Here is a 13,981-nt window from a genome sequence, read left to right as displayed (position 1 = left end):
CCGGCCCGGCCGGTCGGCGAGGGTGAGGAAAGGACAAGAATGGGAGCCCAGATCCGGGTCTACCGCCAGAAGATTGCCTCGACGTCGTCGATGCGCAAGATGTTCAAGGCGATGGAGCTGATTGCTACCTCCCGCATCGGCAAGGCGCGCGCCCGCGTGGCCGCCTCCCTGCCGTACGCGAATGCCATTACCCGCGCCGTTTCTGCTGTCTCCTCTTCGTCCGAGATCGACCACCCGCTGACCACCGAGCCCACCCAGGTGCGGCGCGCGGCGGTGCTGGTCCTCACGGCAGACCGAGGCCAGGCCGGCGCCTACTCGGCCAGCATCATGAAGCAGGCCGAGTCCCTGGCCGAGCTCCTCCGCTCTGAGGGCAAGGAGATCGCCACCTACCTGGTGGGCCGCAAGGGCCAGGCCTACTTCGACTTCCGCAACCGCCCCTACGAGCGGGTGTGGACCGGCAACACGGACAACCCCGAGTTCGCGACGGCCAAGGAGATCAGCCGCGTGCTGCTCGACGCCTTCGCGACCGCATACGAGGACGGCGGGGTCGACGAGATCCACGTCGTCTACACCCAGTTCAAGTCGATGGTGGTGCAGGTGCCCACCGTGATCCGGCTGCTTCCCCTCGAGGTCGTCGAGGAGGAGGCGAAGGACGCGAAGGAGATCCTGCCCCTCTACGAGTACGAGCCCGAGCCCGAGCAGGTGCTCGACGCGCTGCTGCCGCGGTACATCGAATCGCGGATCTTCGCGGCGATGCTCCAGGCCGCGGCGAGCGAGCTCGCCTCCCGCCAGCGCGCCATGAAGAACGCCGGCGACAACGCGACCGAGCTCATCAAGAAGTACACGCGGCTGCGCAACACCGCCCGCCAGGCGGAGATCACGCAGGAGCTGACGGAGATCATCGCCGGCGCCGACGCGCTCAGCGCCTGAGCCACGGACGCGCTCGTACACACCACCTAGACTGAATCAACGCATCTACTGAAGAAGTGAGAGAGATGACTGCCACTGCCTCTGAAGCGGTTGCGACCGCTGGCGCGACGGGCCGCATTGCCCGCGTGATCGGGCCGGTTGTCGACGTCGAGTTCCCGGCCGACGCGATCCCGGAGATCTACAACGCGCTGACGACCACGATCACCCTCGGCGACCACACGCGCGAGATCACGTTCGAGACCGCCCAGCACCTCGGCGACAACCTCGTGCGCGCGATCTCCCTGCAGGCCACCGACGGCCTCGTCCGCGGCACCAAGGTCGTCGACACCGGCGCCCCGATCTCGGTCCCCGTCGGCGACGGCGTCAAGGGCCACATCTTCAACGTCCTCGGCAAGCCGCTCGACGTCGCCGAGTCGGAGATCCAGGCCGCCGACCACTGGCCGATCCACCGCAAGGCCCCCTCCTTCGCCCAGCTCGAGGGCTCCACTGAGATGCTGGAGACCGGCATCAAGGTCATCGACCTGCTCACCCCGTACATCAAGGGTGGCAAGATCGGCCTGTTCGGCGGCGCCGGCGTCGGCAAGACCGTGCTCATCCAGGAGATGATCACCCGTGTGGCCCGCAACTTCGGCGGCACGTCCGTGTTCGCCGGCGTGGGCGAGCGCACCCGCGAGGGCAACGACCTCTGGGTCGAGATGGACGAGGCAGGGGTGCTCAAGGACACCGCCCTCGTGTTCGGCCAGATGGACGAGCCCCCGGGCACGCGCCTGCGCGTCGCGCTCTCGGCCCTGACCATGGCGGAGTACTTCCGCGATGTCCAGAACCAGGACGTGCTGCTCTTCATCGACAACATCTTCCGCTTCACCCAGGCGGGCTCCGAGGTGTCGACGCTGCTCGGCCGCATGCCCTCCGCCGTGGGCTACCAGCCGAACCTCGCCGACGAGATGGGCCTCCTCCAGGAGCGCATCACGTCGACGCGCGGCCACTCGATCACGTCGATGCAGGCCATCTACGTCCCGGCCGACGACTACACCGACCCGGCTCCGGCGACGACGTTCGCGCACCTCGACGCGACGACCGAGCTCTCGCGTGAGATCGCCTCGCGCGGCCTGTACCCGGCCGTCGACCCGCTGACGTCGACCTCGCGCATCCTCGACCCGCAGTACATCGGTCAGGACCACTACGACACCGCCGTGCGGGTCAAGCAGATCCTCCAGAAGAACAAGGAGCTGCAGGACATCATCGCGATCCTCGGTGTCGACGAGCTGTCCGAAGAGGACAAGATCGTGGTGGCCCGTGCGCGCCGCATCCAGCAGTTCCTCTCGCAGAACACCTACACCGCGAAGCAGTTCACCGGTGTCGAGGGCTCGACCGTGTCCATCAAGGACACCATCGAGGGCTTCAAGGCCATCTGCGACGGCGAGCTGGACCACATCGCCGAGCAGGCGTTCTTCAACGTCGGCGGCCTCGACGACGTCGAGCGCAACTGGGCGAAGATCCAGGACCAGACCAAGTAGCATGGCTGAGCTCGAGGTCGAGATCGTCGCGGCGGACCACTTCGTGTGGTCCGGCCCGGCGAAGATGGTCAAGGCCCGCACGGCGGACGGTGAGATCGGGATCCTTCCCGGCCACACCCCCGTCCTGGCGATCATGCATGCGGGCGACATTGTGATCGAGCCGGTCTCCGGCTCGCGGATCACGGCGACGGTGGACGGCGGCTTCTTCTCCGTCGATTCCGACCGGGTCGTGATCGTCGCCGACAACGCCCAGATCGGCGAATCGGCCGCGGGGACCCGTTAGCCAGACCTCGATGGACGACTCCGCCATTCCGTTCATCGTCCTGGCAGTGGTCTTCGTTCTCCTCGCAGCCCTGCTCTGTGCCCTCGGGGTGCGCCGCGTAGTCCTGCGGCGCACCCTGGGCACGGTCGATGCCTCCATCTCCATGGCCTCCGGGCCGTGGCGGATGGGGGTATGCCGTTATCAGGACACCGAGCTCGAATGGTTCAACCTCCTCTCCCTCAGCCCGCGCGCGCGGCACCGCTTCACGCGCAGCTCGCTGGAGCTCTTGGGGCGCCGATCGCCCACCGAGGCCGAGCGCACCAGGGTGCAGGCCGACGTCGTGATCGTCGAGCTGGCCTACCAGGGCGCGAGCGTGCGCTTCGCCATGGACTTCAACGCCTACGCCGGCCTCGCCTCGTGGCTCGAGGCCGGACCTGTCATCGGCATCGGGACGTGGCGCTGAGCTCCGGGGCATCCTCCCGCGTGATGGCAGCCCCGTCGAGTTTCCCCGGCCGCCGCGCCGCCGCCTCCGGGGCTGGACACCCGTGAACGGCGCCAGGAGGCTCGCCCAGGCCGCGCGGGCCGCCGCCCGCGGCGGCCGTCGCATCCCCTTCACCCTCGCAGTCATCGCCGTGATGTGGATCGCCGGCATCGCCACCGGGAGCATCCTCTCCGGCCCGCCGCCGGCGGTGCTCGACGTGGTGGGCGGCGACCTCGGATCCCTGCGCTCCGGCCAGTGGTGGGGCGCCGTGACCTCGATCTTCTTCGTCACGAACCCGGTCGCCTACCTCGCCGCGACCGTGGTGGTGGGTGTGCTCGTCGCCGTGGCCGAGACGGCCTACGGTTCCCTCAAGGCCGCCGCCCTGTTCTTCCTCGGCGACTTCGCCTCCGTCACCGCGTTCTTCGCGGTCACCCAGCTGGCCCGGATCGGGGGCGACGGGTGGCTCGGCTCGATGGTCGACGACCCCGTGCTTGGACCCTATCCCGCCGCCCTGTTCACCGCCATGGCGGCCGCCCCCGCGCTCGGCGTCCTCTGGCGGCGCCGGCTGCGCACCGCCGTGGTGGGCATCGCCGCGATGCTCACGCTCTACGTGGGCCACTCCGAGACCGTGCTCGGCCTCATCGGCGCCCTGCTCGGCATCGCCGCCTCGTGGTGGTCCGCCGGCTGGCGGCACGACTCGCATCTGGCCCTGCCGTCCGTGCGCGAGCGGCGCAACATCGTGGTCGTCGTCGTCACCCTCGCGGCGGTGGGCCCGGTCCTCACGGCGCTGACACGGAGCCCGTCCGGGCCCCTCGCCCTCGTCCGCGACATGGTGCTCAACCCGATGCCCGTCTTCGCCCAGCTCGAGCAGGACTGCGGCGGAGTGGTCGACACCGCGTGCCTCCAGGCTGCGCAGCCGGCCTTCCTCTCGCCCGAGGGCTACGTGACCTCCCTCGTGCCGATGGCCATCCTCCTGATCTGCGCGGAAGGACTGCGGCGCGGGCGGAAGGTTGCGCTGCGCCTCGCGATCGCCGTCCAGCTCGCGGTCGGCGCCCTCGCGGTGGGCTACCTTGCGCTGTTCGTCAGGATGCCGCCTGCGCCGCGCGGGCCGCGGTTCACCGTGCTGGCCTCGGGCTTCCTGCACCTGCTGCCCATCGCCCTGACGGCGGTGGCCCTCGTGGCGATCCTGTGGGCCAACCGCGGCCTGTTCCCCGTGGAGACCGAGCGCGGCATGCGCCGGCGCCTCGGCGCCGTCGGCGGGGCCGTCGCGGGAGGCCTCGTCGTCGCCTACACGCTCCTGTGGTGGCAGGGCGGGGGACTGGGCCGGCGCGAGTCCGCGTGGGGGCTGCTCGCCGAGCTCGTCCGCCAGTACCTGCCCTCGCCCATCCCGAGCAGCTACGGCGCCCTCTTCCGGAACCGGAGCGGCGCGGAGCTCTGGCTCTTCATCCACAGCGGCCTGATCCTGTGGCTCGTCGCGCTCGTCCTGGCGGCCGTCGTCGTGCTCCGCGGGCGGCAGTCTGTGGGGGCGAGGGACGGCAGCCTCCAGCTCGCCCGCAGCCTCGTGCGGCGCGGCGGCGGATCCCTGTCCTGGATGACGCTCTGGCCGCCCAACCGGTTCTGGTTCGACGAGCACGGGACCGCCGGGCTCGCCTTCCAGCTGCACGGGAGGGTTGCGCTCTCGGTGGCAGGGCCCATCGGGGAGCCGGAGCGCGCCTCGGCGGTCGTCACCGAGTTCATCGCCCACTGCGCTCGCACGGCGCTCGTGCCGTGCTTCTACTCCCTGCCCGCCGACCTGTGGCCCGTGCTGCGGGCGCGCGGATTCCACCGCGTCGAGGTCGCCCAGGAGACCCGCCTGAAGGTCCGCGAGCTCGAATTCGTCGGCAAGGAGTGGCAGAACGTCAGGACCGCCGTCAACCGGGCGGCGAAGCTGGGGGTCAGCGCGGTGTGGACCAGGTACCACCACCTCAGCCCGTCACAGCGCCAGCAGCTCAGCGCCCTCTCCGAGGAATGGTCCGCCCAGAAGGCCCTTCCCGCGATGGGGTTCACCCTCGGCGGCCTCGACGAACTCGACGACCCGGAAGTGCTCCTGTGCCTCGCAGTCGACGCCGAGGGGCGGATCCACGGCGTGACGAGCTGGCTGCCCGTGTACCAGGAGTCGCGGATCGTCGGATGGACGCTCGACTTCATGCGCCGCGGGCCCGGTGCCTTCCCGGGGGTCATGGAGTTCCTCATCGCCTCGGCCGTGACGGAGCTGAAGGGCAGCGTCGAATGGATCTCGCTGTCGGGCTCCCCGCTGGCTGCCGATCCCGCGGGGGAGCGGGCCGAGGTGGACGCCGGGGACGAGCTGCTCTCGAGGCTGCTCAACGCCGTGGGCCAGGCCCTCGAGCCGGTCTACGGCTTCCGCTCCCTCGCGAAGTTCAAGTCGCGCTTCCAGCCCGAATACCACGCGCTCTATATGTACTACCAGGACCCGCTGCAGCTCCCGGCCATCGGCCAGGCCCTCGCCCAGGCCTATCTCCCCGGCCTCACGATGCGGCACCGGATGCGCCTCCTGCGCCAGATGGTCAGCTAATTCGGCATCACCCATGAATGTTTACAGCGCCGGTCAGTAATCGGTCATGAAAAAAGGAGGGGTCCCGAGATTCGGAACCCCTCCTGCGCGTCATGCGCCGGCGTGCAGCTGCTCAGATGGCGCTGACTCCGGTGGCCTGCGGGCCCTTGGCCCCCTGGCCGATCTCGAACTCGACGCGCTGGTTCTCCTCCAGTGTGCGGAAGCCGTTCGCCTTGATCTCCGAATAGTGGACGAAGACGTCCGATTCGGCGTTATCCGGGGTAATGAAGCCGAACCCCTTCTCGGCGTTGAACCACTTGACGGTCCCCTGTGCCATGTCCTGCGTTCTCCTGTGGATTGCAACGAGACGCCGGCACTTGTGTGCCGGCCGGGTTACTCCGCGAGGAGGCCGGTGTTGGCCGGGAACTCCACGCTCGCAACGGTCTTGCGAGCCTGCATTGCATGGAAAACACTGCTACCTACATCAAGACTGGCTCTAGCCAATCATGCCGCGCATTCACGGTCAACGGCATACGCCGTTTCATGCGCGACGGCGGGGAGAAATTCAGGAGAACGCACGGAAAACGTTCCGGCATGGACCTCTGACGGGCTATGAATGGCAAATTCGCCCAGCCGGCGTCAGCGTGCCGAGGGGAGCACCCGGCCAGCGCGGACGACCGCGGCCAGGCCGAGGTCCGGATCCGTGGCCACGATGTCGGCCCGCAGCCCGCGGCGCAGGCTGCCGAATTCGTCGGAGCGGCCCAGGACGGCGGCGGGGACAGCGGTGGCGGAGAGTACGGCGTCGGCGAGCGGCACCCCGGCGGCCGCCGTGCGGGCCACGACCTCGAGCAGGGTGGCCGTACCTCCGGCAATCGAGCCGTTCGCATCGAGGGTCGCGACGCCGCCGGCCACGCTCACGGGGGAGGGGCCGAGCATGTAGTGGCCGTCGCTGAGCCCGGCCGCGGCCATCGAGTCGGTGACGAGGGCGATGTTGGCCGAGCCGACGAGCTCGAAGACGGTGCGGACGGTCGCGGGGGCGAGGTGCACGCCGTCGCCCACGAGCTCCACGACGGCCGCCCCGGCGGCGGCAGCGCGGAGGCAGGCCGCCACGGGACCGGGGGAGCGGTGGTGCAGCGGCGGCATGCCGTTGAAGAGGTGCGTCACCGTGGGCACGCCCTCGGCACCGTCGAACCCCGCGGCCGTGAGCCCGTCCCGCGCCTGCTCGAGCGAGGCCTCCGCCGTGGCGTCGTCGCAGGCGGTGTGTCCGAGCGAGGGCGTGACGCCGTGGGCCGTCAGGAGGTCGACGAGGTCGGACGCGCCGGGCAGCTCCGGCGCGTACGTCACCGTCGCGAGCGAGCCGTCCGAGACCTCGATGAGCTCCATCGCGAAGTCGACGTCCGGCTCGAGCAGGAAGTCCGGGTTCTGTGCCCCGCAGCGCGCGTGCGAGAGGAAGGGCCCCTCGGCGTGGACACCCGCCACGAGGCCCTCGTCGTCGAGCTGCGAGAAGAGCGCGACGCCGCGGAGCAGGTCCTCGCGCGAGGCGGTGACGAGGCTCGCCAGGAACGTGGTCGTCCCGCGCCCGTGGAGGAAGGCGATGCCCCGCCGCGCCTGCTCCTCGTCCGCCGTCGGGAAGTCGACGCCGGCCGCGCCGTGGCAGTGCAGGTCGACCAGCCCGGGGAGCAGCAGCGCGCCGTCCGGGACGGACACCGACTGGCCGCCGAAGGCCGCGGCATCGAAGTTCGCGGCGGGCCCCGCGTACTCGATGCGGTCGTCCTCGACGGCGACGAGGCCGTCCTCCTGGACGGCGCCGTCGCTCACGATCCGGCCGCGGAGGGTGAGCCGGGTCTGGGCGGTGGAATCCGGGGCAGCGGCGGCGGTCGTCATGCCACTACCTTAGGCGAGCCCGGTCGGGCTCAGAACAGGCGGGACTCCACGTCGTCCACGCCGCGCATCGCGTCGTAGTCGAGCGTCACGCAGTCGATCCCGCGGTCGGCCGCAAGAACCCGCGCCTGCGGCTTGATCTGCTGGGCGGCGAAGATGCCCCGCACGGGCGCGAGCAGCGGGTCGCGGTTGAGGAGCTCGAGGTAGCGCGTGAGCTGCTCGACGCCGTCGATGTCGCCGCGCCGCTTGAGCTCGACCGCGACGGTCGCGCCGGTCGCGTCTCGCGCGAGGATGTCGACCGGGCCGATGGCGGTGAAGTACTCGCGGCGGATCAGGCTGTAGCCCGGCCCCAGGGTCTCGATCTGCTCCGCGAGGAGCCGCTGGAGGTCGGACTCCACCCCGTCCTTGATGAGGCCGGGGTCCACGCCGAGCTCGTGGGAGGAGTCGTGCACGACCTCGTGGACGTTGACGATCAGCCGGTCGTCCGTCTTGGCCGACTGCACCGTCCACTGCTCGAGGACGCCGTCCTCCAACTCGGACTCCTCGGGGGAGACGACGCGGAGGGTGGCCGGCGGGCTCATCCAGTTCAGCGGCTTGTACGACCCGCCGTCCGAGTGGACGAGCACCGAACCGTCCGCCTTGACGACGAGCAGGCGGGTCGCGAGGGGCAGATGGGCCTTCAGGCGCCCCACGTAGTCGACGGAGCACCGGGCAATGACGAGTCGCACCCGAGAACTCTACCGTGGCGCCCACGGACGGCGCGGGCCCCCCGGTGGGACGGGCACGAGGCAGTGGGCACGGCAGAATGGAGCCATGCCCCGCTCGAACCGCCCACGACGCCGCCCTGCCGCCCCCCGCAGCGACAGGGACGCCGCGGACGCGCGCGACGGGCGGGACGACTTCAATCCCGAACGCGTGCTCGCCGGGTTCGCCCGGCTCGAGTCCGCGCCGGACGGCGACTGGCGCGTCCGGCAGGTGACGACCCGCAGCGCGGCGAAGGTGTACACGTGCCCTGGGTGCTCGCGCACCATCCCGCCGGGGACGGCCCACCTGGTGGTCTGGGCCGACGACCACCTGTTCGGCGAGGAGGCCGGGATCGCCGAGCGGCGGCACTGGCACACGCACTGCTGGCGCACCCGCACGTACCGCTACCGGTAGCCCCCTTCGATACTGTGGGGACCATGAGCTTCGACCCCGCCTCCTACGTGTTCACCGAGCCCGACGGGCCCGCGGCGATCCGCGCCAACACCGTCCTGCCCGCGCGCCGCGAGAACATCGAGCTGCGCACCGAGGACGGGCTCACGCTCGTCGGGGAGCTGGCCCTGCCGCAGGACACGGAGCCGGTGGCGACCCTCATCACGCTCCACCCGCTGCCGACCCACGGCGGCTTCATGGATTCGCACGTCTACCGCAAGGCCTCCTTCCGGCTCCCCGCGCTCGCGGGCATGGCCGTCCTGAGGTTCAACACGCGCGGGACCTCGAGCGCGCGCGGAACGAGCGAGGGCCAGTTCGAGGAAGGCGTCGGCGAGCGGGCGGACGTCGAGGCCGCGGTGCGCTTCGCCGCCGAGCGCGGGCTTCCGCGCCGGTGGCTCGTGGGGTGGTCCTTCGGCACCGAACTCGCGCTGAAGTACGGGGCCGTGCCCCCGGTCGTGGACGAGATCGAGGGGGCGGTCCTGCTCTCGCCGCCGCTGCACCGCGCGGGCGACGCCGACCTCGAGGCGTGGGCCGCGTGCGGGCGGCCCCTGACCGTGCTCGTGCCGGAGCTCGACGACTACCTGCGCCCTGCCGAGGCCGTGCAGCGGTTCGCGCGGGTGCCGCAGGCGCGCGTCGTCGCCGTCGAGGGCGCGAAGCACCTCTGGGTGGGCGAGAAGTTCGTGCAGCGGGTGCTGGGCGAGGTCGTCGACGACGTGCTCGGTGAGTCCCCGGAGCTCCCTGCCGTGTGGGACGGGCCGACGGCGACCGCCTCCTGACGGCGGCCCGGCGCGCCGGCCGCTCGGGCTAGTGCTGGTCCTGCCTCGTGATGAAGACCTCCCGCATGAGCAGCATCACCGAGGCCGCGGTCGGGATCGCGATGAGCGCCCCGAGCACGCCGAGGAGGCTGCCGCCCGCGATCACCGAGATCACCGCGACCGGGCCGGGCACCGCCACGGCGCGCTGCATGATGCGCGGCGAGATGAAGTACGCCTCGAACTGGAGGTAGGCGAAGTACGCGGCGGCGAGGATGACGGCGGTCTGCCAGCCGCCGGTGAGCGCCACGAGCGAGATGACCGTGCCCGCGACGACGCCGCCCACGAGCGGGATGAACGCGAGGAAGCCGACCATGAACGCCAGGAGCGCGGCGAAGGGCACCTTGAGGATCGTCATGACGATGAAGGCGAAGGCCGCGTTCAGGGCGGCGACGCAGACCTGCCCGATGACGTAGTTGCCCACCGACCGGGTGATCTCCTCGCTGAGCGCCTGCACCCGCACCCTGCGGGAGCGGGGTGCGAGCCGGTAGGCCCACCGCTTCATCGCCGGCATGGCGGAGAGGAAGTAGAGGCTGAGGACGACGACGATGAGCACCCCGAACAGGGAGTTCGCCACCGTGGTCCCGAAGCCGAGGACCCCGCCGAACAGGTTCGTTACGGCGGTCGAGTCCTGGCCGAACTTCTGCAGCTCCTCGGTCACCCGGGTCTTGATGCCGAACTGCTCGTCGATGCTCTTGTAGAAGTCGGAGGCGAGGAAGTCGTTGATCCAGGTCGGGACGTTGTTCACGAGCTGGGTGATCTGGTCGACCATCGTCGGGATGAGCGTGCCGAAGAACGCGCCGAGCACGCCCAGGAGCGCGAGGATCGTCACGGCGATGCCGAGCGCACGGGGGATGCGGCGCGACTCGAGCCACCGCACCACGGGGTCCAGCCCGAGGGAGATGAACAGGGCCGCGAGGATCCACAGCAGCAGCTGGGTGGTGTGCGCTGCGATGTAGTACAGCGCGAGCGCGATCCCCACGCCGACGGTCCCCATGAACCCCACGTAGACGGGGTTCCTGTTCGAGACCCGCGGCCCGGGCTCGCCGAGGCCCCTGTCCTTCGACAGCGGGGCGAGGGGGCTGCCCTCCTCCGCCTCGGCGATGGGCGGCATCTCGAAGCGCACCCGCGGCTGCGCCCCCGGCAGCGGCGTCCGCAGGCGCTGGGCGACCGTGCGCATGAACTCCCTGCCGCCATGGTGCTCGGCCGTGTGCCCGGTCCCGATCACCGGATGCTTCACGGGCGGGTTCGTCCCCGCGGCGGAGGGAGACTCCGGCTCGACTGGTTCGGGCTGGTGGTTCTCTCCCACGCCTCTGCCTTCTGCTAGGTCCGGACAGGCCGGAGGACGACGGGCACCGAGGGCTCGGCTGCGGGTGGGCCGCAGGCCCCCGGGCCCACTGCGCACACCCTACCAGCCGGCCCGATCTGACCCGATGGTCACGATTTGGTTACCATGGACAGGTTCCCTTCCCCCGACGTGAGGTATTCCTGTGCGATTGAAGACCGCAGCCGCGCTCCTGCTGCTCGGCCTTGTAGCCCTCGTGGCCGGCATCGGCCAGCTCACCTGGTGGGCGCCAGCCGACCAAGTGACGGCAACGGTTCCGGCCGGCACCCCGGCCACCCCGCTGACGGTGATCGATGCGAAGCTCAAGGACCTCCGTGGGGGAGAGGCGACCCTGACCGTCCACGGCAACGGCAACTACGTGCTGGCCGCTGCGCGCCCCGACGACATGGCCGCCTGGGTCGGCAAGGCCGCGCACACGACCATCGACGGCGCCTCCGATGACGGCAAGGTCCTCAAGGCCACCCACACGGACGGCGAGGCCACCTCGCCGAACCCCGCCGGCGCCGACCTGTTCGCCACCAGCCAGAACGCGAACGGCACCCTCCAGTACCACTGGGACCTCCCGGACTCGGGCGACTGGCAGCTCCTCCTCGCGACCGACGGGAAGGCCCCGGCACCCCAGGACGTGACGATCACCTGGCCGAGCCACGCGACCATGCCGTGGGCTGTCCCGCTCATCGTCATCGGCGCCCTCCTGATCCTCGCGGCCGCCGCCCTGGTGCTGCTGCGGCGCCTCCGGGGCGGCCCCGGTGCCCCCCGCACCGGCGGCCCCGACGCGGGCGGCCCGGGCACCGACGGCGAGGACCGGCGTCGTGCGCCCGAGGCCGGCGCGTCCGGTCCGGCGACCGCGGCCAACCCCCCGGTGCCCGGCCAGGCACCCGGCACCGCCGAGCGCACAGCGGACCGCCGCGCGGCGTCCCTGCCGGCCGTGCGGCGCACGCCGGCGGCCCGCGTCGCTGCGGTGCTCTCCGTCCTGCTCGGCGTGGGCGGCCTCGCAGCCGTCCCCGCGCAGGCCGCGACCGCGCCCGCACCCAGCCCCGCCGAGTCGGGGACGCGCGTGGTGGTCGAGGACCAGCTCACGCGCATCCTCGACCAGACCGCCAACGCGGTGCAGGCCGGCGACGACGCGAAGGACGCCGGCAAGCTCGGCGCCCGGGTCGACGGCTCGGCGCTGCTCGCCCGCCAGCAGAACTACAAGGTGCGCGCGGCCGTCTCGAGCGCCCCGGCGATCGCCCCCGTGCGCTCGTCGAAGCTGCTCACCACCGTCGTGACGACCCAGCGGTCCTGGCCGCGCACGATCGTGGCGGTCACCCAGGGGCAGGGCAACACCACCCCGCAGCTGCTGACGCTGCGCCAGGCATCCGCCCGCGAGAACTACAAGCTCATCGAGGCCGCGCCGCTCCTGCCGGGTGCGACCTTCCCCGGGACGCCCAAGTCCGGTACCGACCAGATCGCCCTCGACGACAAGGCGGGCCTCACGGTGAGCCCGAAGGACGCGATTGCGGGGGTGGCCGATCGGCTCTCCAACGCCAACAGCGCCTGGAAGGGCAGGATCCCGGACAACGCCTACATCAAGGACACGTTCGGCTACCAGTCCGACATCGCCAAGGCCGCGGACGCGACGTTCACCTTCAAGCACACGCCCGTCGGCAACGAGGCGGCCGCCTTCCGCGCGGCCGACGGCGGCGCGATCGTGGTCGCACCGCTCGACTTCACGGTCGAGGGCACGCCGAAGGCCTCGGGCGACAAGGTCACCCTCCAGGACGACGCCGCGGCGCTCGCCGGCGGCAAGGAGGCCAGCACGAAGGCGACCCTCACGTTCCGCGAGTCGGTCATGCTCTACATCCCCAAGGACGGCGGCCCGCAGCAGGTCACCCTCATCGGGGCCACCCGGAACCTCTCCGGGGCCAGCGTGAGCTGACGAGGTCCGTCCGGAGTGAGGGCGGGGCTGCACCGACGCGGTGCGGCCCCGCCCTCGCCCGTCCCGGCCCTTCGCTAAGCTGGGGCCATGAGTGTTCCCGGTTCCCGCCAGCCCCAGCCGCAGCTGAACTTCCGCGGCGCCGTCGACCTCTCGGCCCTCAAGGCGCGGGCGACGGCGGCCCCGCCCGCCTCGGCCGCCCACCCGGCGCCTGCGGGCGCCGGGCAGCCCGCCGACCACGCGGCGCCCGCGCAGGGCGCCCCGGCACCGGGCCGGATCGACCTCGACGAGCGGACCTTCGGCGAGGTCGTCCAGCGCTCGGCGACCGTGCCCGTCGTCGTGCTCCTGTGGGCCTCCTATTCGCCCGAGTCCCAGCGGCTGCGCGACGACCTCGGCACGATCGTCTCCTCCTACGCCGGGCGGCTGCTCTACACCGCCGCGGACGTCGAGGCCTTCCCGCAGCTCGCCCAGGCCTTCCAGGCCCAGGCCGTGCCGACCGCCGTCGCCATCCTCAAGGGCCAGCCGATCCCGCTCTTCCAGGGCGCGGCCTCCGAGCCGCAGACGCGCCAGCTCCTCGACGAGCTGCTGCGGGTCGCCGCGGCCAACGGCGTCACCGGCACCGCCGACGGCGTCCCCGCCGCCGAGGCGGAGCCGGAGCTGCCCCCGCTGCACCAGGAGGCCTTCGACGCGATCGACCGCGGCGACTTCGCCGCGGCCGAGGCCGCGTACCGCAGGGCGCTCGCCGAGCAGCCCGCGGACCGCGAGGCCAAGGCGGGGCTCGTCCAGGTCCAGCTCATGGCCCGCGTGGCCGAGGTGGACCAGCCCGCGGCCGAGGCCGCCCGGGCCGCCGCCGCGGCGTCCCCCGACGACCTCGCCGCCCAGCTCCGGGTCGCGGACCTCGACGTGGCGGGCGGGCACGTGGAGGATGCGTTCTCGCGCCTCGTCGGATTCATCTCCCGCACCGGGGGCGAGGACCGGGAGGCGGCACGCGTCCGGCTGCTCGAGCTCTTCGAGGTGGTCGGCGCCGCCGATCCGCGGGTGGCCACGGCCCGGCAGCAGCTCGCCCGCGCCCTCTTCTGAGGACGGCCCT

13 protein-coding genes are annotated in these 13,981 nt (G+C 71.6%); 9 read left to right on the top strand and 4 right to left on the bottom strand.

What is annotated here, in order from left to right; all coding sequences use genetic code 11:
* Positions 1–39: 39 nt before the first annotated feature.
* From ACVWWH_RS13535 to ACVWWH_RS13515, 5 genes are all read left to right on the top strand, one after another.
* Entirely contained in the window at positions 40–930 is an 891-nt protein-coding gene (locus tag ACVWWH_RS13535) for a F0F1 ATP synthase subunit gamma (protein ID WP_066498548.1), read from the top strand.
* A 65-nt stretch (positions 931–995) separates the two neighbouring features.
* On the top strand, positions 996–2,447 hold the full coding sequence (gene atpD / locus ACVWWH_RS13530; protein WP_066498546.1) for a F0F1 ATP synthase subunit beta: 1,452 nt from the start codon (positions 996–998) through the stop codon (positions 2,445–2,447).
* 1 nt (position 2,448) lies between these two features.
* Positions 2,449–2,730: a F0F1 ATP synthase subunit epsilon gene (locus ACVWWH_RS13525; RefSeq protein WP_066498545.1), complete on the top strand. Its 282-nt coding sequence runs from the start codon at positions 2,449–2,451 to the stop codon at positions 2,728–2,730.
* Positions 2,731–2,740: 10 nt separating this feature from the next.
* Positions 2,741–3,172, top strand: a complete 432-nt coding sequence (locus ACVWWH_RS13520) for a DUF2550 domain-containing protein (RefSeq protein WP_066498535.1) — start codon at positions 2,741–2,743, stop codon at positions 3,170–3,172.
* An 82-nt stretch (positions 3,173–3,254) separates the two neighbouring features.
* Positions 3,255–5,762 (top strand): bifunctional lysylphosphatidylglycerol flippase/synthetase MprF, encoded by a 2,508-nt coding sequence (locus ACVWWH_RS13515; protein WP_457316912.1) that lies wholly within the window; start codon positions 3,255–3,257, stop codon positions 5,760–5,762.
* A 112-nt stretch (positions 5,763–5,874) separates the two neighbouring features.
* Here ACVWWH_RS13515 and ACVWWH_RS13510 read toward each other — a convergent pair whose 3' ends face one another.
* The 3 genes from ACVWWH_RS13510 to nucS all read right to left on the bottom strand — a co-directional run bounded on the left by ACVWWH_RS13510 (position 5,875) and on the right by nucS (position 8,350).
* Positions 5,875–6,078, bottom strand: a complete 204-nt coding sequence (locus ACVWWH_RS13510) for a cold-shock protein (protein ID WP_066498529.1) — start codon at positions 6,076–6,078, stop codon at positions 5,875–5,877.
* A 302-nt stretch (positions 6,079–6,380) separates the two neighbouring features.
* Positions 6,381–7,625 (bottom strand): N-acetylglucosamine-6-phosphate deacetylase, encoded by a 1,245-nt coding sequence (locus tag ACVWWH_RS13505; protein WP_457316911.1) that lies wholly within the window; start codon positions 7,623–7,625, stop codon positions 6,381–6,383.
* 29 nt (positions 7,626–7,654) lie between these two features.
* On the bottom strand, positions 7,655–8,350 hold the full coding sequence (gene nucS, locus ACVWWH_RS13500) for an endonuclease NucS (RefSeq protein WP_457316910.1): 696 nt from the start codon (positions 8,348–8,350) through the stop codon (positions 7,655–7,657).
* Between the two features lie 85 nt (positions 8,351–8,435).
* Between nucS and ACVWWH_RS13495 the strand changes: the two genes are divergently transcribed.
* Positions 8,436–8,780 carry an ATP/GTP-binding protein gene (locus tag ACVWWH_RS13495; protein WP_457316909.1) on the top strand — a complete coding sequence of 115 codons (345 nt, stop codon included), beginning with the start codon at positions 8,436–8,438 and terminating at the stop codon, positions 8,778–8,780.
* Positions 8,781–8,803: 23 nt separating this feature from the next.
* Positions 8,804–9,592: an alpha/beta hydrolase gene (locus tag ACVWWH_RS13490; RefSeq protein WP_457316908.1), complete on the top strand. Its 789-nt coding sequence runs from the start codon at positions 8,804–8,806 to the stop codon at positions 9,590–9,592.
* Positions 9,593–9,620: 28 nt separating this feature from the next.
* On the opposite strand, the gene ACVWWH_RS13485 is transcribed toward ACVWWH_RS13490, so the two are convergent.
* A complete protein-coding gene (locus ACVWWH_RS13485; protein WP_371326629.1) occupies positions 9,621–10,937 on the bottom strand; it encodes an AI-2E family transporter in 1,317 nt (438 codons plus the stop codon).
* A 181-nt stretch (positions 10,938–11,118) separates the two neighbouring features.
* Between ACVWWH_RS13485 and ACVWWH_RS13480 the strand changes: the two genes are divergently transcribed.
* On the top strand, positions 11,119–12,894 hold the full coding sequence (locus ACVWWH_RS13480; RefSeq protein ID WP_457316907.1) for a hypothetical protein: 1,776 nt from the start codon (positions 11,119–11,121) through the stop codon (positions 12,892–12,894).
* 87 nt (positions 12,895–12,981) lie between these two features.
* Positions 12,982–13,971: a co-chaperone YbbN gene (locus ACVWWH_RS13475; RefSeq protein ID WP_457316906.1), complete on the top strand. Its 990-nt coding sequence runs from the start codon at positions 12,982–12,984 to the stop codon at positions 13,969–13,971.
* Positions 13,972–13,981: the final 10 nt, after the last annotated feature.

It is taken from the genome of Sinomonas sp. RB5 (genome assembly GCF_054063535.1).
This window is presented reverse-complemented; position numbering and strand designations above follow the sequence as displayed.

Excerpts from the sequence above, each read along its gene's own strand:
- ACVWWH_RS13505 (WP_457316911.1), bottom strand. The coding sequence starts at position 7,625 with ATGACGACCGCCGCCGCTGCCCCGGATTCCACCGCCCAGACCCGGCTC.
- ACVWWH_RS13525 (WP_066498545.1), top strand. The coding sequence starts at position 2,449 with ATGGCTGAGCTCGAGGTCGAGATCGTCGCGGCGGACCACTTCGTGTGG.
- ACVWWH_RS13535 (WP_066498548.1), top strand. The coding sequence starts at position 40 with ATGGGAGCCCAGATCCGGGTCTACCGCCAGAAGATTGCCTCGACGTCG.
- ACVWWH_RS13475 (WP_457316906.1), top strand. The coding sequence starts at position 12,982 with ATGAGTGTTCCCGGTTCCCGCCAGCCCCAGCCGCAGCTGAACTTCCGC.
- ACVWWH_RS13510 (WP_066498529.1), bottom strand. The coding sequence starts at position 6,078 with ATGGCACAGGGGACCGTCAAGTGGTTCAACGCCGAGAAGGGGTTCGGC.
- ACVWWH_RS13490 (WP_457316908.1), top strand. The coding sequence starts at position 8,804 with ATGAGCTTCGACCCCGCCTCCTACGTGTTCACCGAGCCCGACGGGCCC.
- atpD (WP_066498546.1), top strand. The coding sequence starts at position 996 with ATGACTGCCACTGCCTCTGAAGCGGTTGCGACCGCTGGCGCGACGGGC.
- ACVWWH_RS13495 (WP_457316909.1), top strand. The coding sequence starts at position 8,436 with ATGCCCCGCTCGAACCGCCCACGACGCCGCCCTGCCGCCCCCCGCAGC.
- ACVWWH_RS13520 (WP_066498535.1), top strand. The coding sequence starts at position 2,741 with ATGGACGACTCCGCCATTCCGTTCATCGTCCTGGCAGTGGTCTTCGTT.